Here is a 20,057-nt window from a genome sequence, read left to right on the forward strand (position 1 = left end):
AAGGAACGAACATGGACGACAACGTACACATTTCCAGCTTGGTGGCGCAGGTGAAGCCGCAGTCTATCGATACGATAAAGGCGCAGTGCAGCGCCCGCGAAGGGGTGGAAATTCCTGCTGTAGACCCCGTGGGGAAGCTGGTGGTGCTGCTGGAGCTGCCTTCGCAGCGCCACATCGTCGACTTCATCGACTGGCTGCAGGAGCGTGAAGGGGTGATATCGGTAAGCATGGTTTACCACCACGTGGAATCCAGGTTGGCGTTGGAGCAGGAGGTGCAGGGAACATGAAGCTGACACGGCGTGATTTCATCAAGAATTCGGCGGTGGCCACGGCGACCACCGCGGCGGGCATGTCGACCGCAGCGCAGGCGCAGAACATCGTCACCGATGCCCAGCATACGCAGCTGCAGTGGTCCAAGGCGCCCTGCCGGTTTTGCGGTGTGGGCTGCGGCGTCAACGTGGCCGTGCGTGACAACCGGGTCGTGGCCACGCACGGCGACATGCAGTCGCCCGTCAACCGCGGCATCAACTGCATCAAGGGTTACTTTCTCTCCAAGATCATGTACGGCGAGGACCGCCTGACCCAGCCGCTGCTGCGCAAGACCAACGGCGAGTACGACAAGAACGGTGAATTTACTCCTGTGAGCTGGGATGAAGCCTTCGATGTGATGGCCGATAAGTACAAGGCTGCCTTGCGCGAGAAGGGCCCCGGCGCCATCGGCATGTTCGGCTCGGGTCAGTGGACGATCTGGGAAGGCTATGTGGCCAACAAGCTGATGAAGGCCGGCTTCCGCTCCAACAACCTCGACCCCAATGCTCGCCACTGCATGGCCTCGGCGGTGTTCGGCTTCATGCGTACCTTCGGCTCCGACGAGCCGATGGGCTGCTACGAGGACATCGAGGCGGCGGATGCCTTCGTGCTGTGGGGGGCCAACATGGCCGAGATGCATCCGATCTTGTGGACGCGCATCACCGATCGCCGGCTGTCGCATCCCCATGTCAGGGTTTCCGTGCTCTCCACCTTCGAGCATCGCTCCTTCGAGCTGGCCGACCAGCCGATCATCTTCACGCCCCAGGCCGACCTCGCCATCCTCAACTACATCCAGCGCTACATCATCGAGAACGATCGGGTGAACTGGGACTTCGTCAACGATCACGTGCGCTTCATGGAGGGTAACGTCGATATCGGCTACGGCTTGCGCCCCGAGCATCGCCTGGAGCTGGCGGCGGCCAATGCCCGCGACAGCGCCGGCGCGCGCGACATCGACTTCGAGCGCTATCGGGAATTCCTGCAGCAGTACGATGCCGAGACCGTCACTCGGCTCTCGGGTGTACCCAAGCAACAGCTCGACCGGCTAGCCGAACTCTACGCCGACCCCGACACCAAGGTGATGTCGTTCTGGACCATGGGCTTCAACCAGCACACCCGCGGTGTCTGGGCGAACAACATGATCTACAACATCCACCTGCTCACCGGGAAGATCTCCACGCCGGGCAACAGCCCCTTCTCGCTCACTGGGCAGCCCTCGGCGTGCGGTACGGCGCGCGAGGTCGGCACCTTCTCCCATCGACTGCCGGCCGACATGGTGGTGACCAACGACAACCACCGACGCTACGCCGAGGAGATATGGAGGGTGCCGGAAGGCACCATCCAATCTCAGCCCGGTGCCCATGCCGTGCTGCAAAACCGCATGCTCAAGGACGGCGACATCAACGTCTACTGGGTGCAGTGCAACAACAACGTGCAGGCGGCGGCCAACCTGGTGGAGGAGACCTACCCCGGCTATCGCAACCCTGACAACTTCATCATCGTCTCCGAGGCCTACCCCACCGTCACCGCCGAGGTGGCCGACCTGATCCTGCCGGCGGCGATGTGGGTCGAGAAGGAGGGCGCCTACGGCAACGCCGAGCGGCGCACCCAGTTCTGGCAGCAGATGGTCACGGCTCCCGGCGAGGCGCGCTCCGACCTATGGCAGATGATGGAGTTCTCCAAGCGCTTCGATATCGAGGAGGTATGGCCGGAAGAGCTGCTCGACGCCAACCCGGAGTATCGCGGCAAGACCCTCTATGAAGTGCTGTTCCGCAATGGCCAGGTGGACGCCTTCGGCCTCGATGAGCTCAATCCCGACTTCGCCAACGACGAGTCCCATCACTTCGGTTTCTACGTTCAGAAAGGGCTGTTCGAGGAGTACGCCCGCTTCGGTCGCGGCAAGGGCAAGGACCTGGATACCTTTGACAGCTACCACCAGAGCCGCGGCAAGCTCTGGCCGGTGGTGGATGGCCAGGAAACCCGCTGGCGCTACAACGGCGACTACGACCCCTACGTAGAAGAGGGGCGCCAGTTCCAGTTCTATGCCCAGGCCGACGGGCGTGCCGTCATCTATGCCGTGCCCTACGAGCCGCCCGCCGAAGCGCCGAGCGAGGAGTATCCGCTGTGGCTGGTGACCGGGCGCGTGCTCGAGCACTGGCACTCCGGTTCGATGACGCGGCGTGTCCCCGAGCTGCACCGCGCCTTCCCCCAGGCGGTGGTCTACATGCATCCGCAGGATGCCCAACAGCTGGGCGTCAGACGCGGCAGCGAGGTGCGTATCGTCAGTCCGCGGGGTGACATGCACACCCGAGTCGAGACACGGGGCCGCAACCGCATGCCACGCGGCGTTGTGTACGTGCCCTGGTTCGACGCCAGCCAACTGATCAACAAGGTCACGCTGGATGCCACCGATCCCATCTCCAAGCAGACGGATTTCAAGAAATGCGCCTGCCGTATCGAGGCCGTCTAGGAGGCGAACATGCGACTGATCAGCATTACTTTCCTGTCCTGCTTCGCCGCGTTCGGCCTGCTGGCCCTGCACAGCTTCGCTGCCGAAGGTGAGCTCGATGCGCTGCGTGCCAACGTACCGCTGCTGGAGGAGCCGACCCCGGAGCCGCTCTATCGGGTCGAGGATCGCAGCCTGCGCCCGGTCCGCGAGTACCCGATGCAGCCACCCACCATTCCGCACCGCATCGACAACTACCAGGTGGACCTCAACGCCAACCGCTGCATGGCCTGCCATGCGCGCACCCGAGTCGGAGAAACCCAGGCGATCATGGTCAGCGTCACCCACTACATGGATCGTGAGGGCAACTTCCTCGGCGACCTGTCGCCACGGCGATACTTCTGCATGCAGTGCCACGTGCCGCAGACCGACGCCCCCTCGCGGGTGGGCAACACCTTCGTGGACATGAGCGATCTCATCCGCGGTTCACGTCAGACAGGCCAATAAAAGGAGGACGCAATGTTCAGATGGATCGGCAACGTCCTCGGCACGTTCTGGCGGGTATTCCGCTCCCCCAGCGGATACTTCAGCCTTGGCTTTCTCACCGTGGGTGGCTTTATCGGCGGCGTACTCTTCTGGGGCGGCTTCAACACGGCGATGGAAGCCACCAACACCGAGCAGTTCTGTATCAGCTGCCATGAGATGGAATCCAATGTCTATCAGGAGATTCTACCCACCATTCATTACACCAACCGTTCGGGGGTGCGGGCGGTCTGTTCGGACTGCCACGTACCGCACAACTGGACCGACAAGATCGCCCGCAAGATGCAGGCCTCCAAGGAAGTGTGGGGCCACATCTTCGGAGTCATCGATACCCGCGAGAAGTTTCTCGACCACCGTCTCGAGATGGCGGCCCGCGAGTGGCGGCGCTTCGAAGCCAACGACTCGCTGGAGTGTCGCAACTGCCATGACGAACAGTACATGGACTTCACCCGGCAGAGCCCCCGGGCAGCCGCGGCGCACCAGCGCGGCCTGGTGGAGGGCGATGCCACCTGCATCACTTGTCACAAGGGCATCGCCCATGAGCTGCCGGACATGGCAGGGGTTCATGGCTGGGAATGAGCGGCACACCGCGCGGGAGGAAAGGACGATGAGCTATCGCAAGGGAATGGGCGTCCTGGTGGCGATGTTGGCCATAGGGGTATCTTCGAGCATTCATGGCCAGGATGCGTTTCCTGAGCCAAGCACTCCGGCGCAGCGGGGATCGGTTGCCGAGGAGGCGACGATTGGCACCATCGAGGCGCGAGACGACGACTTGGGCGTTGCCCGTGACGAACCGGAGCAGGACATGCACGGCACCGGTTCAAGCGACGAAGACGAAGCACGACCGGGTGCCGATACAGGGGCGGATACCGAGTCACAGGCAGGGCAGGGCGGCAGTGAACGTCAGGGAGAGGGCAATGAATTCGACTCCCCTTACGCTGACCTGGAACCGGAAAGCCCTGGCCTCGAAGAGCCCCGCCAGCCGATACGCCCGGGGCAGATGGAGCAGGAGTCCGGCAGCCAAGATTGATTCATGGAAGGTGGATCAAAGCTGTTTCAGGGCAGTTTCCAGCCCGTGTAGATCACGAATGGTGATGGTATCGCCGGGGAAAGGCGAGGCGCTTGGGTCGGCGGTGACACCGACGAAGTGAGTCCCGTTGGAGCGGGCGGCGCGGAAATCGTTGTAGGAGTCACCGATCATCACTGACTCTTGTGCGGCATGGCCCCGGCGAACCAGGAGATTACGCAAGCCCGTGACCTTGTCGGGAGGCGAGCCCACGACCTCACGGAAAAAGCATGTGAGTTTGCGCTTCTCGACGATGGCCTTCAGCTCTGCCTCCGGCGTGGCCGATAACAAATAGAGCGGACGCTTGCCGGCCCAGCGGGCGAGAAACTCCACGGCGCCGGCAATCGCCGGGGCCTCGAGGAGGCGTTGCTCGACACTCGCCTTGAACAGGTCACAGAGCTCACGGATACGTTCCTCACTGGTTTGCCGGCCAAAGATCTGCGCCTCGATATGTCGAAACTTGACCTCGCGTGGCTGGCCACCCTTTCGGCCCAGGTAGGCGCACACGGCCTGGTACTGGGGGCCAGGCGCCTCGGCATAGAGATCGGCGAAGGCCTGCCGCTTGAGGGTGGCCGAGTCCAGCACCACGCCATCGAAGTCGAAGACCAGCGCATAGTGAAGGGCTGGATCGGTCACACTCACAACCTTTCGTTCGTTTGTCCTCACCGCTGGCGCGGCCGGGTATGGTCGCGCCAAGGTGTGTCAGGCCCTGCTGAAGCGTTTGGCCACCCAGCCCTTGAGCGGAGTGTTACCCAGCAGTACCAGTGTGATCACGCTGGTCAACACCAGGGACAGCGGGTTGCTGACCAGGGCCAGCAGGAAATCGCCACCGCGATCGCCGACCGACGACATCGCCTGGCGATAGGACTCGTCGAGCAGCGGCCCGAGTATGACGCCAAGGATGATCGGGCCCATCTGGAAGCCGAATACCTTGAGCCAGTAGCCGAGGATGCCGAAGGCGAGCATCCAGTAGACTTCCATCATGTTGCTGTTGATGGAGTAGGTACCGACCACGCAGAGCACCAGGATCAGCGGGATAAGCACCGCCTTGGGCACCTCGACGATCTTCGAGAAGATCTTGATGCCGGTAAGGCCGAATACCAGCAGGAAGATATTGGCCAGCGCCAGGTTGCCCACGGTGAACCAGAAGATGTGCGGGGTTTCGATCATCAGCATCGGGCCAGGGTTGAGGCCGTGGATGACCAGGGCACCGATGATCACGGCGGTCACTGCATCGCCGGGCATGCCCAGCGTCAGCATCGGCACATAGGCACCGCCCACCGCTGCATTGTTGGCTGTCTCCGGTGCCACCAGGCCCTCATAGGCCCCTTCGCCGAACGGCCGGCTGGGGTTCTTGACGGTGCGCTTGGCGTGATCGTAGGCAAACAGCGAAGCGATGTCGCCACCGGTACCGGGCAGTGCGCCGACGACGACGCCGATTATCGCGGTACGTATCGAAAGCGGCAGGAACTTCAGAACCATGTTCAGCGGTGGCACGATCTTGTCGACCTTCTGCTTGATCGGCACCTTGGCCAGGTTGTGCAACTGGTAGAGCGCCTCGGCCACACCGAACAGGCCGATCATCACCACCACGTAGTGGATCCCTCCGAGCAGCTCCATTTGCCCCATGGTGAGACGCGGCTGGGCAGTGACCATGTCCATGCCCACCAGGCCGATGACGCTTCCCAAGGCCACCGAGAAGATACCGCGTGACAGCGACTTGCCGGAGAGCGAGCTGACCAGCAGCAGACCGAGTACGGCGATCAGGAAGTAATCGCGAGGAGCGAACTGCAGCGCCAGGTCGGAGAGATAAGGGGCGGTCCCGGCAAGTACCGCAACGCCGATCAGCCCGCCGATGACCGACATCACCGTGCTCAGGCCGATGGCGCGGCCGGCCTCGCCGCGTTGGGCGAGCGGATAGCCGTCGAAGGCGGTGGTCACCGCCGAGGGAGCGCCGGGAATGTTGAGCAGGATGGCGGTACGTGAGCCGCCGTAGACGCCACCGACGTAAATGCCGACCATCAGCGCCAGGGCATTGTTGATATCCCAGGAAAAGGTGAAGGAGATCAGGATCGACACGGCCATCGTCACGGAGAGGCCGGGGATGGCGCCGATATAGATGCCGGCCAGTACGCCGAGGGCGGTCAGGCCAAGCAGGCCCGGGTCGAGCCAGGCCATGAGCAGGAAGGAAAGGGTGTCACTCATCGAGGGCCTCGAGGGTCAGGGAAGGTAGACGCGGAAGACCACGGTGAAAAGGACATAGATGATCGCAAGGGCGACTGCGGTAATGAGCAGCGAACTGACGACCTTGCCCTGGCGCAGGTAGACGAACATGGCCGCCAGGAAAATGAAGGTGCTGACATAGAAGCTTGCCCAGACGATGGCCGCGAGATAGATCACCGCGCCAACCGAGAAGACCACGATATGGGGCTTGAAGTGCTCGTGTAAGAAGACCTGTAGCTCATGCAGGGCGCTGTGAATGCGTTCATCACGTCGCTTGTAGCGGTGGCTGATCAGGATGGCCAGCGACGAGGCCAGCATCACCAGAGCCAGGCCTACCGGGAATGAGCCGGCCGAGTTGAGCCGTAGCCCGCCGTCGATGCGGTAGGCCTCGACCAGCACACCGATACTCAGTAACAGAAGCAGCCAGTCGAAGACCTTTTCGCCAGCCTGTACGCGCTCGATTTTCTTGCTCATCAACAGACTCCGAGGGGGAGGCTTTGCCTCCCCCTTCACCGCGAGGGTGGATTACGGACGCGGAATGCCAAGCTCTTCAGGCGTGGCTTTCAGCGTCTCGGCATCGGCTTCGAACATGGACCAGGCGGTCACCGACTGCCAGCTGTCCAGGTATTGCTGGGCTTCCTCGCCACGCAGGTTCAGCGGTTCGGCGCCGAAGTTATGCAGGAACTCGACAAACTCATCCTTGGCAACGGCCTGCTCGTAGGCCTCTTCCAGGGTGGTCTTGATGTCGTCCGGGGTGTCCTGATGGACGAAGACGCCCCAGAACGGCCCCCACGGCAGGAAGGCTTCGATGTCGGGCAACGCCTCGGTGATCGGCGGCACGTCAGGCAGCGACTCGATCTCCTCGGCGCTCAGTATGGCCAGGCCTTTCATCTTGCCGCCGCGAATCTGTTCACCGGCGGCGGCCAGGCTCAGCGGCATGAAGTCGATGTGACCGCCCAGCATGGCGGTGATGCCGGGGCCGTCGCCGCCGAAGGTGACGACACGGACGTCGAGTTCGTCCACGGCATTGATCATGGCGTGCACGGTACTCGGCAAGCCGCCGGCGCCGGTGCCGCCCATGCGCAGCTCGTTCGGGTTCTCATGAGCATGTGCGAGCAGGTCGGCGAAGTTGTCGAAGGGGCTGTCCGCCGGAGCTGCGATCACCACCAGGCCCTGGCCGATGATGTTGACGGTATGCATGTCGTCATAGGTGAAGTCGGCCAGTCCCATCAGCGGATAGAGCTGCGGGTTTTCGGCGCCGATCAGCAGGTTGTAGCCATCGGGGCGCTGGCGCATGACATGGTTCATGCCGATTACACCAGTGCCGCCCGGACGGTTGGTCAGTACGATGGTGGTATCCAGGATCTCTTCGACATGGGGGGTGAGGCTGCGGGCGACGTTATCGGTGGCGCCACCGGCCCCCCACTGGATGGTGCCTTGAATGTTGCGCTCCGGATAATCGGCGAGCGCACTGCTGGCCATGGCCAGTGAGCCGAGGGTGACAGCCAGGGATGTGAGCAGCGGTTTGAACATGGAATCCTCCGGGATTGTTGTGTTTGGTTGTTATTGGCCGTTCGACGACGGCTTCCTGTCTTGGCAGGTATGGGTTGTGTTCGCTTTGCGAACGATAGTGCTTTTTGCGAACACTAGAACTCCCTTCCAAAACTGTCAATGCCTGGGGAGATTTCTGCGACGAAGGTTTAATGCCTGCCTTTGCTAACGCATGCACGCCCAAAAAGAGGCAAGATTCGAAGACCGTGTCCTGCATCTATGATATCTGCCACGGCTCATCAAGAGCTATGCAGATGAAAGATGAACGACTAGTGGTGGATATTGCGAACTAAAGGACGCTATGCGAACATTGAAACTGTGTTCTAGTTCTCTTCGGGACGGGACGACAGAATTTTGAATGAACAAGAAGGCTGCTCATCGCTGTCAGGCGAGGGGGCCAGGAGGGGTGAGGATGCGTGCCATTGCCACGGTCTGCTTGAGCGGTGATCTCAGGACCAAGCTGGAAGCGATCGCTCGCGCGGGCTTCGAGGGTGTGGAAATCTTCGAGAACGACCTGCTCTCGTTCGACGGATCCCCCGAGGAGGTGCGTCAGCTCTGCCAGCGCCTGGGTTTGACCATCGTTGCCTTCCAGCCGTTTCGCGACTTCGAGGCCATGCCCGAACCCCAGCGTAGCCGCAACTTTCAGCGTGCCGAACGCAAGTTCGACCTGATGGAACAGCTCGGCACCGATTTTCTGCTGGTATGCAGCAACGTCTCGCCGCAGACCATCGACGACATGGAGCGGGCCGTGACCGATCTGCGCGAACTGGCCGAGCGCGCGGCCAGGCGCAGCATTCGCATCGGCTTCGAGGCATTGGCCTGGGGGCGCCACATCGCGGATTATCGAGATGCCTGGGAGGTGGTGCGCCGAGCCGATCATCCCAACCTTGGCGTGGTGCTCGACAGCTTTCATATCCTCTCGCGCGGCCACGACCTCTCTACGATCGGCAAGATTCCCAAGGAGAAGATCTTCTTTGTCCAACTGGCCGATGCGCCGCTGCTGGACATGGATGTGCTGCAGTGGAGCCGACATTTCCGCTGCTTCCCTGGCCAGGGGCGCCTGCCGCTCCATGATTTCATGACCGAGCTGGGCAAGTCGGGCTATGACGGCCCCCTTTCGCTCGAGATCTTCAGCGATGCCTTCCGCGCCGCCCCGACCGAGGTCACTGCCCTGGATGGCCTGCGCTCGTTGATCTGGCTAGAGAACCTGGTCGAGCACGGGGCCTGGGCGAGCGAGCTGCCCCCCACGCCGAACTATCACGGTATCCATTTCATCGAGTTCACCCTCGACGAAGAGAGCGCCGCTCCCCTTGGCGAATTCATCGACGCGCTGGGGTTTCGTCACGTGGGGCGGCACCGCTCAAAGAATGTGGAGCTGTGGAAGCAGGGTGAGATCCACCTGGTGCTCAATTTCGAGACCGACAGCTTTGCCCACACCTTCCGACTGCTGCATGGCACTGCGGTATGTGCCGTGGGGTTCCGAGTCGATGACGTGGAACGGGCGCTGGAACGAGCGCGGGCCTTCAAGGCACAGCTGTTCCGCAGCCAGGTGGGCGAGGGGGAGATGGAAATCCCGGCGCTGCGTGGTGTGGAAGGCAGCCTGATCTATCTGGTGGACGAGGCGGCTGCCGATGACCTGCAGTGGCGCACCGACTTCGAACTCTTCGATCAGGAGAGCCGTGACGAAGCCGGCCTGGTGCGTATCGATCACCTCTCCTATGTATTGCCGGCGACGCAACTGCTGGGCTGGCAGCTGTTCTACCGCACCGTGTTCGGCTTCGCCGCCGAGGCCGAGAACGAGATCGTCGACCCGCACGGCATGATGATCAGCCAGGCGGTGGTCAGCCCCGACCGCAGCATTCGCCTGCCGCTCACCGTCTCCCAGGCGCGCGAGACCCAGCCGGGGCGCTTCCTCAGCGCTTTTCGCGGCGGTGTGCAGCAGATTGCCTTCGAGAGCCGCGACATCATCGCCACCGTGGACGAAATCCTGGCCCGCGGGCTGCCGCTGTTGAAGATTCCGCGTAACTACTACGACGACCTGGAAGCGCGTTTCGACATCGCCCCGGAGCTGCTCGACGCCATGCGCTCGCGCAACATCCTGTTCGATCGCAACGAAGACGGCGACTTCCTGCACGCCTACACCGAGACCTTCTCGGGGCGCTTCTTCTTCGAGATCGTCGAGCGGCGTGGCGGCTACCAGAAGTTCGGCGAAGCCAACGCGGGCATACGTCTCGCCGCACAGTCGAAGGCCGGCTGAAACCAGGCAGAGTTGGTAGTGGCTTTGGGACCGACTTTTGAGATTTATGCGAGCGCAGAAGGTTCGCCCCCGTTCAGGAGACAGTGTTATGAAATTGGGCTTGATCGGCAAGGCCATCATGAACTCCAGCTCGCCGGACCTGCACGTACGGCTCGGCGAGCTGATCGGCATATCCACCACCTATGACCTGTTCGACGCCAATGAGCAGCCGATCGAGTCACTCGAGAGTCAGGTGAGGAAGGTGATGGCCGCCGGATACCGGGGCGTGAACGTCACCTATCCTTGGAAGGAAGATGCTATGCACCTTGCCAACCGTGCCTCCGAGGGCGCGCGGATGGTCGGGGCCGCCAATACGCTGATCTTCGAGGAAGATGGCATTTTTGCCGAGAATACCGACTTCACCGGTTTCATCAGCGGCTATCGCGCTACCCTCGGCGAGCGTGAGCCGGGGCGGGTGTTGCTGCTCGGCACCGGCGGCGTGGGCAAGGCGGTCGCCTTCGGCCTGGGCAGGCTCGGTGCCTTGGAGGTGGTTCTGATGGACCTGGATCCGGCCAAGTCGCGCCAGTTGGCCGCGGAACTGAAGGCCCAGGGCTTTGCCGCCTCCACCATCACCCCGGCGCAGCTGGCCGAGACGGTGCCGGCCTGCGATGGCCTGGTCAACTGCACCCCCATCGGCCACGAGAAGAGCCCCGGCTGCCCGCTACCCGCGGAGCTGGTGGCAGCCCACCACTGGATCTTCGATGCCGTCTATGTGCCGGCGGTCACCGAGTTCGTTACCGCCGCCAAGGCGGTCGGTGCCGATGTGATGAGCGGTGTGGGCCTGTTCGTCTTCCAGGGTGTCGACGCCTTCAAGCGGTTCTGCGAGGACGAGAGCAAGCGTGCTGCTGCCGACGAGCAGGCCGCCGCGCTCTATGCGCTTTACCGCCGCGAACTGCTGAAGGAGGCGTGATCGTTTGCCGGCGCCGTTGAGAACCAGCCTCAACCGATAACGACGCTTCGTGCCTTGTCGAGGGCCTGGCGGGCTCGCTCCAGAGGGGTGACGCCCTGACGGCGCAGCGACTCGGTGGGTATTTCGAGGCTCAGCGGCCGGCCAGCGGGCAGGGTCGCCAGCAGAGCGCGCAGGTCGATATCGCCGTCGCTAGGGAAGCAGCGCTGCTGCCTGGCCTCGTGCAGAATCGCCTCCATGCTGTCCGGGATAGGGCCGGCCACGTCGCACAGCTGCACATAGCGTAGCCAATCCGGCGGCACGCGTTCGAGGTCCTCGAGGCGGCTGGCCGAGCGGTTGAAATGGAAGGCATCGACCAGCAGGCAGGCATTGTCATGCCCGGCTTGGCGTGCGGCGGCGACGATACGGTGCGCCTGGAGCAGGTTCTTCACCCCCGTCCACGGCATGAACTCCAGGTGCGGGTGCAGGCCCAGGGGGCGGGCCAGTTCGCACAGGGCAGCGAAATTGTCGGCGGTGCGCGCTTCATCGTCGTCGTTTCCTGCCACCAGCACCTCGCTGGCGCCCAGCTCGGCGCCGATTTCCAACACCTGGCTGAAATCCCGGCGCACGTCGGTGTTCGGCTTGAGACGCAGGATCTCGATATCCAGGACCCGCAGCCCCGTCTCCTGCAATCGCTGCTGGGTTTGGCGCAGCAGGTCGGTATCGCTGGCCAGGGGATAGTGGTGCTCCTCGGGCGTGGCGGGAATGAGTCGCAGGCCCACGGCCTGGTAGCCGGCCTGGGCGGCCACCTCCACCATGTCCGGTGGAGACAGCTCGAGCACGGTGAGAGCGGCCAGGGAAAAGATCGGGTCACGCATGGGCGGCGTCGGCTCCCGTGGTGGCATTGTCATTTCGATCACTGTCGCAACAGCGCTTGCCAGCAGCGTGCAGGCCGGCAATGTAGCCGAAGGCCATGGCCGGGCCGAGGTTGATGCCGCCGGCCGGGTAGTAGCCGCCCATGATGCTGGCCATATCGCTGCCGGCGGCGTAGAGGCCCTCGATCGGCGTGCCCTGGGCGTTCAGCACATGTGCATGCTCGTTGGTCTCGAGACCGGCGAAGGTGCCGAAGCAGCCAGGCACTACCTTCACTGCATAGAAAGGACCCTGGTCCAGGGGTGCCACGCAGGGATTGGGGCCGTGGGCAGGGTCGCCCTGCTTGCGGTTGTAGGGGGTGGCGCCGCGCCCGAACTCGGGGTCCTCGCCCCGGGCGGCGTGGCGGTTGTAGTCGGCCACGGTGGCCGCGAGGCCGTCCGCATCGATACCGCACGCTTGCGCCAGCTCGGCAAGCGTCTTGCCGCGCTTGAGATAGCCCTTCCTGATCCAGTGTCGGAAGGGCACCGGCGCCGGACGGGTGATGCCGAGGCCATAACGACGCTGGAAGCGGTGAGTGCAGATCAGCCAGGAGCAGACCTCCTCGCCCTCCGGCACCGCCTTGACCATGGCGTCCACGTAGTCGTAGTAGCCGCCGGCCTCGTTGACGAAGCGCTTGCCGTCTTTCAGCACGCCAATCAGGCCCGGCTTGCCGCGGTCGATGATATGCGGGAAGTGCCCGACCCGGCCACCACCCCAGGGCACCAGCGACACCGGCGCCCAGGCCACCGGCGAGTAGAGGTCGGTGCCCACCGTACCGCCCACTGACTCGCCCAGGCGCAGGCCGTCGCCGCTGGCCGAGGGTGGCGGCAGCGGCCAGTGCTCCTGGCCCGTCGGCGTACGCGGGAAGAGTTCCCGGCGGCGTTCGACGTCCCAAGGGAAGCCGCCGGTGGCCAGCACCACGCCACATCGGGCCCGGAGGGTCACCGGCCCCTGCGAGCCCTCGACCACCACGCCGGTGACCCGTTCATCCTCCATGATCAGGCGCTTGGCTGGCGATGAGACACGCAGCTCCACGCCCAGGTCAACGGCGGACTTGGCCAGACGGCCGATCAGGGCCACCCCGTTGACCAACTGCATGGCGCGGCCGTAGCGGGCCAGGTCGAGGAAATGTCGGGTGAGGCGTCGGGTGACATGTACGAAGGATTTCAGCGAGCGGGTCGCGGTCAGGAAAGCCAGCAGGTCCGGCCCGGCCTGGATCGGCATTCCCAGAAAGGCTGTCTCGGGCATGGTCCTGCGCAGCTTGGCCAGCGTTTCGCGATCCAGTTGGCGACCGTCGAAGGGAGCGGCAATCACCGAGCGGCCGCCGGTGCCGGCGCCGGGGGTGTCGCCATGGATGTCGGCGATGGCGTTGCCGTCGGCGAACTGCAGTGCCGTTTTGTCGTGAAAGAACTCCACCATTCGCGGTGCGGCATCGAGAAAGGCGTCGATCTTCGCCGCGTCATAGCGTTCACCCAGCTCATGACGCAGGTAGGTACGCACGGTCTCCGGATCTTCATCGATGCCGGCCGCCTTGGCCAGCGGATTGAGCGGCGCCCACATCCAGCCGCCCGACCACGCGGTGGCACCGCCCAAAGCCTCGGCTTTCTCTACCACCATGACCTTGAGGCCGTGATAGGCAGCAGTGGCAGCGGCGGCGAGGCCGGCGGCGCCGGAACCTACCACCACCAGGTCGTAATCCTGTCGTATGTCGGTCATGTAGAGACTCGCTGGAAGGCTGATGGAACAATTTAGAACGAAGTTCCAGTTTTATCAATGGCCAGGTAAGTCGGAGAGTCTCGGGCATGGTGGCTAAGGGGGCATTGAACGAGAGCGGCCCCTGAAAAGGGGCCGCGTTTGGGCGCGTGATTCACCGAGATCCGATTATGGATCGGCGTCTTCGACCAGGCGTAGCGCGGCCTCGACGGCTGTCCGATAGCCGGCCGGCCCCAGCCCCGCGATCACTGCCGTGGCGGTGCGCGAGACGAGCGAGCGATGATAAATCTCTTCGCGCCGGTGGATGTTGGAGATATGCAGCTCGATGATCGGTCCGGGAAACATCTTGAGCGCGTCTAGGATCGGGATCGAGGTGAAGGTCAACCCCGCCGGGTTGATGACGATGGCGGCAGCGGGTTCATCGATGGCCTCGTGAATCCATTCCACCAACTGTCCTTCGTAGCCGGACTGGCGAAACACCACCGGCCGGGTGCCGGCGGCCTGCCGGCACAAGGACTCGACCTCCGCCAGTGTCGTATGGCCGTAGATCTCTGGTTCGCGCTTGCCGAGTCGGTTCAGGTTCGGGCCGTTGAGAATATGAAGGCTATGCATGGACATTACCTCTTATCATTATTCAGCCTTGGTAGCCGAACTGCCGCGGTAGCCAGAGGACGAGATCAGGGAATAGCGTGATGATCGCCAACGACAGGAAGAGTGCGGCGATGAACGGGATGAGATCGAGGAACAGGCTGCGCAACGGGGCGCGGGTAATGCTCTGCATGATGAAGATCAGTAGTCCATAAGGCGGTGTCACCAGCCCGATCATGATGTTCACCACTGCGATGACGCCGAAATGCACCAGGTCGACGCCCAGGGCATTCGCCGTAGGGATAAACACCGGCACGATGATGAGGATAATGGCCGTTCCCTCGAGCAAGCAGCCCAGCAGCAGCAGTACGAGGTTGACGAGCAACAGAAACTGCAGCACCGAAAGGTCGTAATCGGCCAGGAATATGCGCAGTGCCTGAGGAATGTTCTCGGACGTCACCACGTAGTTGAACACCAGCGCGCCCGCGATCAGCATGCCGATGGCGACGGAAGAGCGGGCGCTGTTGACGAGTGAACCGTAAACCTGTCGTGCATTGATGTTGCGATAGAGCAGGACCGAGATCAGAAAGGCGTATGCCGCGGCGACGGCGGCTGCCTCGGTGGGCGTCATCGCTCCGCTGTAGATTCCACCCAGCAGTACCACCGGCAACATCAATGCCGGGAAGGCGCGAACGGTAATGCCCGGCAATTCCCGCACTGGCGTGGGCTTTTCCACCGGAAACCGGCGGCGACGCGCCGTGACCATCACCACGATCATCAGCATGACCCCCATCAACAACCCGGGAATGATGCCGCCGAGGAACAGGTAGCCGATGGAGGCGTTGGACACCAGGGCATAAAGCACCATCGGAATCGAGGGTGGAATGATCGGCCCAATGACCGCCGCGCTCGCCGTCAGAGCGGCGGCGAAGCTGCGGGTGTAACGACCGTCCTGGATCATCATGTTGGCGATGATCCGCCCAGAGCCTGCCGCATCGGCGAAGGCCGATCCGGACATGCCGGAGAAAATGATCGACTGCACGATGTTCACGTAGGCCAGGCCGCCGCGGAAGCGTCCGACCAAGGCATTACAGAAATGCAGCAGGCGATTGGTCATGGTGCCGATGTTCATCAATTCCGCGGCGAGGATGAACAGTGGCACCGCTAGGATGACGTAGCTTGTGAACATGCTGTTCAGTAACCGCTCGGCCACCAGCCCCATGTCCATCCCGTTCATGAAGAGGTAGACGATGGAGCCCGACATCATGGATAGCCCGATGGGTAGCCCCAGCAGAGCCAGGGCGATGATCACCAGAAGCGTGAGCATGAAGGGATCCATCCTTAACCTCGCTTTGTTTCGTCGTCGGCGTCGCGGGCGGTCATCGGGTCGTGTCCCAGTGCGGCGCGAGTGCCAATCCAGCCGTAGCGGATGATGATGGCCAGGGCGAAGACCACGTAGATCGAGTACAGCCAGTCGTAGCGGATACGCAGATATGACGTGCGCTGCACCTTCATGAAGGTCACGTAGTCGTAGACCGCGGGCAGGGAAACCAGGAAAAGGCCGACGACGCCAAGGGAGAAAAGCACCGTCATTACGCGGCGAATGGGAGGCGGAACATTGCTGTAGAAGATGTCGAAGCGGATCTCGTCACGCTCGCGGAGCAGAAAGGCCGCACCGAACAGCACCAGCCAGACCCACATCACGGTGCTCAGTTCCGAGGCCCAGCCCGCCGGCCAGTTAAGAACGTAGCGGAACAGCACCGTGATCAGGAAGGAAACGAACATGACGGCGAGCATGGCGGCCGCAATGGCGTCGGCGCCATGGCGCAGCCATGCCGCCCACCGGAGAATCCTTTGGCGCATCTGCGTACCTCCAGTGTGGAGTGGGATCGACCGCGACGCGGCCGATCCATCAGCCATCAAAGGTTGTTGATGCGCTCGAGCATGCCTTCCGGCCATGCGTCGGAGATCGAGGATTCCAGGTACTGCTGCTGCGCATACTCGCGGAAGGCATCGATATCCGGCGTGTAGACATCGAGCCCCTGCTCACTGAAGAAGTCAGCCAGCTCCTGCTCTTTGCGCTGATGTTCCGCCGTGCTCCAGGCGATCGCCTCGTCGGCAGCGGCCTGGAAGGCTTGCTGCTGCTCCGGCGTCATGTTGTTCCAGACGCTGGAGGAGACCATTAGCAGGTCGAACGCCACGAGATGCGACGTCAGCGCGATCTGGTCCATGACTTCGTAGAAACGCATGTTCTGGACGTTCGGCAGGGGATTGTCCTGACCGTCGATGGCGCCGGTCTGCAGGCCCGTATAAACCTCGGCATAAGCCATGGCGGTCGGATTGGCCCCGAGCGCCCGGCCCAGGAACTGCCACGACTCACCCGGCGGCATGCGTAGCCGCACACCGGACATGTCCTCTGGGGTCTCGATTCGCTCATCGTTCACCAGCCCTACATGGCGAGTGCCGAAGAAGGTCGGGCCCAGAATGTGGACGCCAAGCTGCTCCTCGGCCATGGCCTTCATTTCTTCCCCGGCTTCGCTGCCGAAGAACGTCAGCAGGTGCTCGGCATCACGGAAGAGGTAGGCGGAGGTCAGAATGGACCAGGCCGGGATCTGGTTGGCGACGTCCTGGGGAGCGACGTTGCTCATCTCCAGGTTGCCACGCTGGAGCGCGACCAATTCCGAGCCCTGGCTGAAGAGCGATCCGCCGTAATGCAGCTCCATAGTGAAGTCGTCGGCGATGGCCTCTTCGAAGCGCTGCATCATCTCGGCACGGATGTCCTGCTCGGAGAACACCGCCGAGAAACGCAGCCTGGGGTTGTCTTGCGCGATGGCCACGGACGCCGTGGTCGCTGCGAACATCATGACGCCGGCGGCAAGAATACCGCGGCACTTGGCGGGAATGGGCATGGAGTGACTCCTTTTTATCTTGTCATTGTGATGCGCCCGCGGCGAGATGGCTTGCTCCCCACGCTGGACATCTCCATGCTACATCACGCATTTTGGTGATCAACTGATTTTAGATATTTCCTACTATATTTTTGATAATGTCATTTGAGTTGTGTTTTTCTCTTGCTGGCTTCACTGGCGAGGAACAAAATGGTCAGTACAAAAAGGGAGGTGAGTCTTGCTGCCTGTACCACAGGAAACGGCGGGTGAAAGCGCTTACCGGTCCATCCGGAGCGACATCATTGGCGGTCGTCTGGCGCCGTGCTCCCGGCTGCGCCTGGAAGCGTTGAAGGAGCGCTACTCGGCCAGCGTCAGTACCCTTCGCGAGACCCTTTACCGGCTATCTGCCGAAGGCCTGGTTCGTTCCGAAGGTCAGCGCGGCTTCGAAGTCGCCGCCGTCACCCAGGAGGAGTTTCAGCAACTCGCCGATCTGCGCGAACTGCTGGAGAGCCACGCCCTGCGCGAGGCATTCCGCAAGGGCGACCTGGAGTGGGAAGGACGAGTGGTCGGCGCGTACCACAAGCTCGAGTCAATGGAACGCCTGATGATAGCGGGCGATACCAGCCGCAGCGCCGAATGGAAGCACTATGACCGTGAATTCCACCATACCCTGATTTCCGCGTGCGGCTCGGCGGAGCTGCTCCAGGTTTATGGCGCTATCTTCGACCGCTACCAGCGTTACCAGATCGTTGCCGTCATCTTTCGCGGCAAACCCGCGGCGCAGGAACACCGCCTGCTGTTAGATGCAGCCCTGGCACGCGATGCCGAGCGCGCTGCTGCCGTATTGCATCAGCATATCGCAGCCTGTGTGGCACATACGGTGGAGACCGGTCAGCTCTCCTCCACCGATTCGGATCCAACGCCCCTAATTCACGGAAGACTGAACAAGTCAGAGGCGCCGGTCTCGGTGGGCGAGACGGCCTGGCGCTGCATACGCGCCGACATCATCGCCGGCAAACTGCCCCCGGGGAAGAAGCTGAAGTTGAGCAACCTGCAGGATGATTACGACACCAGCGTGACCACACTGCGCGAAGCTCTCAACCGGTTGACCTCGGAGGGCTTCGTCGTCGCCGAAGGTCAGCGTGGCTTCGAAGTCGCGCCGATATCGGCCGAGAATGCTCGCGAGCTGGCCGAATTGCGACTTCTGGTGGAGGGGCGGGCGCTGGAGGACTCCTTCGCGCATGGAGACATCGACTGGGAAGCGAGAGTCGTAGCGGCCTACCACAAGCTCGCCACCATGGAGGCGGAGATGGCGAGCGGCAATCTACAGGTCGCCGAACTCTGGAAGCGGTATGACTGGCAGTTTCACCAGGCGCTGACCTCGGCTTGCGGCTCCCAGGTACTGATGCACCTGCACAACGCGGTCTTCGACAAGTACCTGCGCTATCAGCTCATCGCCCTGTCCTACCGGGGCCGCATCGCCGCCGACGAGCACCGAGCGCTATACGACTGCGCCCTGCGGCGCGATGCCGAGGGCGCGCAGGAAATCCTGCAGCGCCATCTGCGGGGCGGAACGGAGCACGCCCTGGCGTCGGGGTCCATTGCCGCCTGAAGACTCTGCATCTGGAGTGACACGAGGAGCCAGATGCCTAGTGCCGTATTCTTTCAAGAGCCGGACCCAGGTGGCCCCTACGCCTGCGGCCAAAGGAGAAACCAGCCCCAGGCCAGTCACAACAACTCGACGCATACTCGATTCCTCGTCTGCCATTCGTGAAGCCCGCAACGCTCATACTCTGGAGAGAAAGCGGGATCGATTCAGGCGAGCCCAAACGTTTTTCTGAGGCCTTTCTCGACCGGGCCAGCGGGCATGAAGCGGCGTAATTTCCTCAGAAGAGAAGCCTCGCCTTTGGGCGTGTGCCGCATTTTCCATGCACCCAACGCGGCATCGACAATCGTGGTGGCGACCCCATCGGGCTCGGGCGCTTTTTGGACATTGTTTTGGATGGCTTGAGAAACGACGCCTAGCTCCTTGCTGTAGTCAGGGATTCTGGAAGCCGCCTGGGGCGCATTGAGATCCAGGTTGGTCTTGGTGAAGGAGGGTTCGACAAGTGCCACGCGGATGCCGAATTGACGCACCTCGTGATCCAGGGTCTCGGATAGCCCTTCGACGGCATGCTTGGATGCCGAATAGAGTCCCATGTACGGCGCAGGCAGAAAGCCCAGCACCGAGCTGAGGTTGACGATGCGACCAGAACGCTGCTCACGCATGTGCGGCAGCACCGCCTTGGTCGTGCGCAAGAGGCCGAAGAGGTTGGTGTCGAACAGCGTCTGGGCTTCGGCAATCGACGTCTCCTCCGTTGCGCCGAGCAGGGTCACGCCAGCGCTGTTGACGAGCACGTCGATGCGCTTGGCCTGAGCGATGACGGTCTGGATGCCATGTTGAACTGACGCTTCGTCACGGATATCCATCTCGACCAGCTCGACTCCCGGTATTGGCTGTGCCTTTGCCGTGTTGCGCGCGGTGCCGAACACCCGGCAGCCCTGCTCGACGAACTTCACCGCGGCGGCACGTCCGATGCCCGATGACACGCCGGTAACGATGACAATTTTGGAATTCGACATGGCAGTTTCTCTCT

General features: G+C 62.6%; 19 protein-coding genes. 8 read left to right on the forward strand and 11 right to left on the reverse strand.

Annotation, left to right across the window (positions count from 1 at the left end; genetic code table 11):
- The first annotated feature begins 11 nt into the window (after positions 1 to 11).
- The 5 genes from SPH52_RS17625 to SPH52_RS17645 are packed head-to-tail and all read left to right on the forward strand — an operon-like array spanning position 12 to position 4,328.
- A complete protein-coding gene (locus SPH52_RS17625; RefSeq protein ID WP_411796360.1) occupies positions 12 to 287 on the forward strand; it encodes a chaperone NapD in 276 nt (91 codons plus the stop codon).
- Positions 284 to 2,779 carry a nitrate reductase catalytic subunit NapA gene (gene napA, locus SPH52_RS17630; RefSeq protein WP_411796361.1) on the forward strand — a complete coding sequence of 832 codons (2,496 nt, stop codon included), beginning with the start codon at positions 284 to 286 and terminating at the stop codon, positions 2,777 to 2,779. Before SPH52_RS17625 ends, napA begins: the two co-directional genes overlap by 4 nt.
- A 9-nt stretch (positions 2,780 to 2,788) precedes the next feature.
- The gene (locus SPH52_RS17635; RefSeq protein ID WP_411796362.1) at positions 2,789 to 3,262 is read left to right on the forward strand and encodes a nitrate reductase cytochrome c-type subunit; all 474 of its coding nucleotides are present in this window, start codon (positions 2,789 to 2,791) and stop codon (positions 3,260 to 3,262) included.
- A 12-nt stretch (positions 3,263 to 3,274) separates the two neighbouring features.
- Positions 3,275 to 3,877: a NapC/NirT family cytochrome c gene (locus SPH52_RS17640; protein WP_411796363.1), complete on the forward strand. Its 603-nt coding sequence runs from the start codon at positions 3,275 to 3,277 to the stop codon at positions 3,875 to 3,877.
- Positions 3,878 to 3,905: 28 nt separating this feature from the next.
- Complete coding sequence (locus SPH52_RS17645) at positions 3,906 to 4,328, forward strand: hypothetical protein (protein WP_411796364.1); 423 nt, start codon at positions 3,906 to 3,908, stop codon at positions 4,326 to 4,328.
- Positions 4,329 to 4,343: 15 nt separating this feature from the next.
- Here SPH52_RS17645 and SPH52_RS17650 read toward each other — a convergent pair whose 3' ends face one another.
- The 4 genes from SPH52_RS17650 to SPH52_RS17665 form a co-directional block, all read right to left on the reverse strand.
- Complete coding sequence (locus SPH52_RS17650; protein ID WP_411796365.1) at positions 4,344 to 5,000, reverse strand: HAD family hydrolase; 657 nt, start codon at positions 4,998 to 5,000, stop codon at positions 4,344 to 4,346.
- 66 nt (positions 5,001 to 5,066) lie between these two features.
- Positions 5,067 to 6,569 carry a tripartite tricarboxylate transporter permease gene (locus tag SPH52_RS17655; protein ID WP_411796366.1) on the reverse strand — a complete coding sequence of 501 codons (1,503 nt, stop codon included), beginning with the start codon at positions 6,567 to 6,569 and terminating at the stop codon, positions 5,067 to 5,069.
- A gap of 15 nt (positions 6,570 to 6,584) precedes the next feature.
- Positions 6,585 to 7,061, reverse strand: a complete 477-nt coding sequence (locus SPH52_RS17660; protein ID WP_411796367.1) for a tripartite tricarboxylate transporter TctB family protein — start codon at positions 7,059 to 7,061, stop codon at positions 6,585 to 6,587.
- Positions 7,062 to 7,112: 51 nt separating this feature from the next.
- Entirely contained in the window at positions 7,113 to 8,120 is a 1,008-nt protein-coding gene (locus SPH52_RS17665; RefSeq protein WP_411796368.1) for a tripartite tricarboxylate transporter substrate binding protein, read from the reverse strand.
- 430 nt (positions 8,121 to 8,550) lie between these two features.
- Between SPH52_RS17665 and SPH52_RS17670 the strand changes: the two genes are divergently transcribed.
- Together SPH52_RS17670 and SPH52_RS17675 are read left to right on the forward strand one after the other, a co-directional pair.
- The gene (locus SPH52_RS17670; RefSeq protein WP_411796369.1) at positions 8,551 to 10,395 is read left to right on the forward strand and encodes a bifunctional sugar phosphate isomerase/epimerase/4-hydroxyphenylpyruvate dioxygenase family protein; all 1,845 of its coding nucleotides are present in this window, start codon (positions 8,551 to 8,553) and stop codon (positions 10,393 to 10,395) included.
- Between the two features lie 88 nt (positions 10,396 to 10,483).
- A complete protein-coding gene (locus SPH52_RS17675; protein ID WP_411796370.1) occupies positions 10,484 to 11,344 on the forward strand; it encodes a shikimate dehydrogenase family protein in 861 nt (286 codons plus the stop codon).
- A gap of 29 nt (positions 11,345 to 11,373) precedes the next feature.
- On the opposite strand, the gene SPH52_RS17680 is transcribed toward SPH52_RS17675, so the two are convergent.
- The 6 genes from SPH52_RS17680 to dctP all read right to left on the reverse strand — a co-directional run bounded on the left by SPH52_RS17680 (position 11,374) and on the right by dctP (position 17,442).
- A complete protein-coding gene (locus tag SPH52_RS17680; RefSeq protein WP_411796371.1) occupies positions 11,374 to 12,198 on the reverse strand; it encodes a sugar phosphate isomerase/epimerase family protein in 825 nt (274 codons plus the stop codon).
- Entirely contained in the window at positions 12,191 to 13,948 is a 1,758-nt protein-coding gene (locus SPH52_RS17685) for an FAD-dependent oxidoreductase (RefSeq protein ID WP_411796372.1), read from the reverse strand. The genes SPH52_RS17680 and SPH52_RS17685 overlap by 8 nt, the downstream gene beginning before the upstream one ends.
- A 165-nt stretch (positions 13,949 to 14,113) precedes the next feature.
- Positions 14,114 to 14,557, reverse strand: coding sequence for a type II 3-dehydroquinate dehydratase (locus SPH52_RS17690; protein WP_411796373.1), 444 nt, complete (start codon positions 14,555 to 14,557; stop codon positions 14,114 to 14,116).
- Positions 14,558 to 14,579: 22 nt separating this feature from the next.
- Positions 14,580 to 15,860: a TRAP transporter large permease gene (locus SPH52_RS17695; protein ID WP_411796374.1), complete on the reverse strand. Its 1,281-nt coding sequence runs from the start codon at positions 15,858 to 15,860 to the stop codon at positions 14,580 to 14,582.
- A gap of 14 nt (positions 15,861 to 15,874) precedes the next feature.
- Positions 15,875 to 16,396 carry a TRAP transporter small permease gene (locus tag SPH52_RS17700; RefSeq protein ID WP_411796375.1) on the reverse strand — a complete coding sequence of 174 codons (522 nt, stop codon included), beginning with the start codon at positions 16,394 to 16,396 and terminating at the stop codon, positions 15,875 to 15,877.
- A gap of 56 nt (positions 16,397 to 16,452) precedes the next feature.
- On the reverse strand, positions 16,453 to 17,442 hold the full coding sequence (dctP, locus tag SPH52_RS17705; protein WP_411796376.1) for a TRAP transporter substrate-binding protein DctP: 990 nt from the start codon (positions 17,440 to 17,442) through the stop codon (positions 16,453 to 16,455).
- A gap of 217 nt (positions 17,443 to 17,659) precedes the next feature.
- On the opposite strand from dctP, the gene SPH52_RS17710 reads away from it, so the two are divergent.
- Entirely contained in the window at positions 17,660 to 19,033 is a 1,374-nt protein-coding gene (locus tag SPH52_RS17710) for a GntR family transcriptional regulator (protein WP_411796377.1), read from the forward strand.
- A 203-nt stretch (positions 19,034 to 19,236) separates the two neighbouring features.
- Here the strand turns inward: SPH52_RS17710 and SPH52_RS17715 are convergent, their stop codons facing one another.
- A complete protein-coding gene (locus tag SPH52_RS17715; RefSeq protein WP_411796378.1) occupies positions 19,237 to 20,043 on the reverse strand; it encodes an oxidoreductase in 807 nt (268 codons plus the stop codon).
- Positions 20,044 to 20,057 lie beyond the last annotated feature (14 nt).

This window comes from Halomonas sp. A29 (assembly GCF_046723295.1).
Taxonomy (GTDB): Bacteria; Pseudomonadota; Gammaproteobacteria; order Pseudomonadales; family Halomonadaceae; genus Halomonas.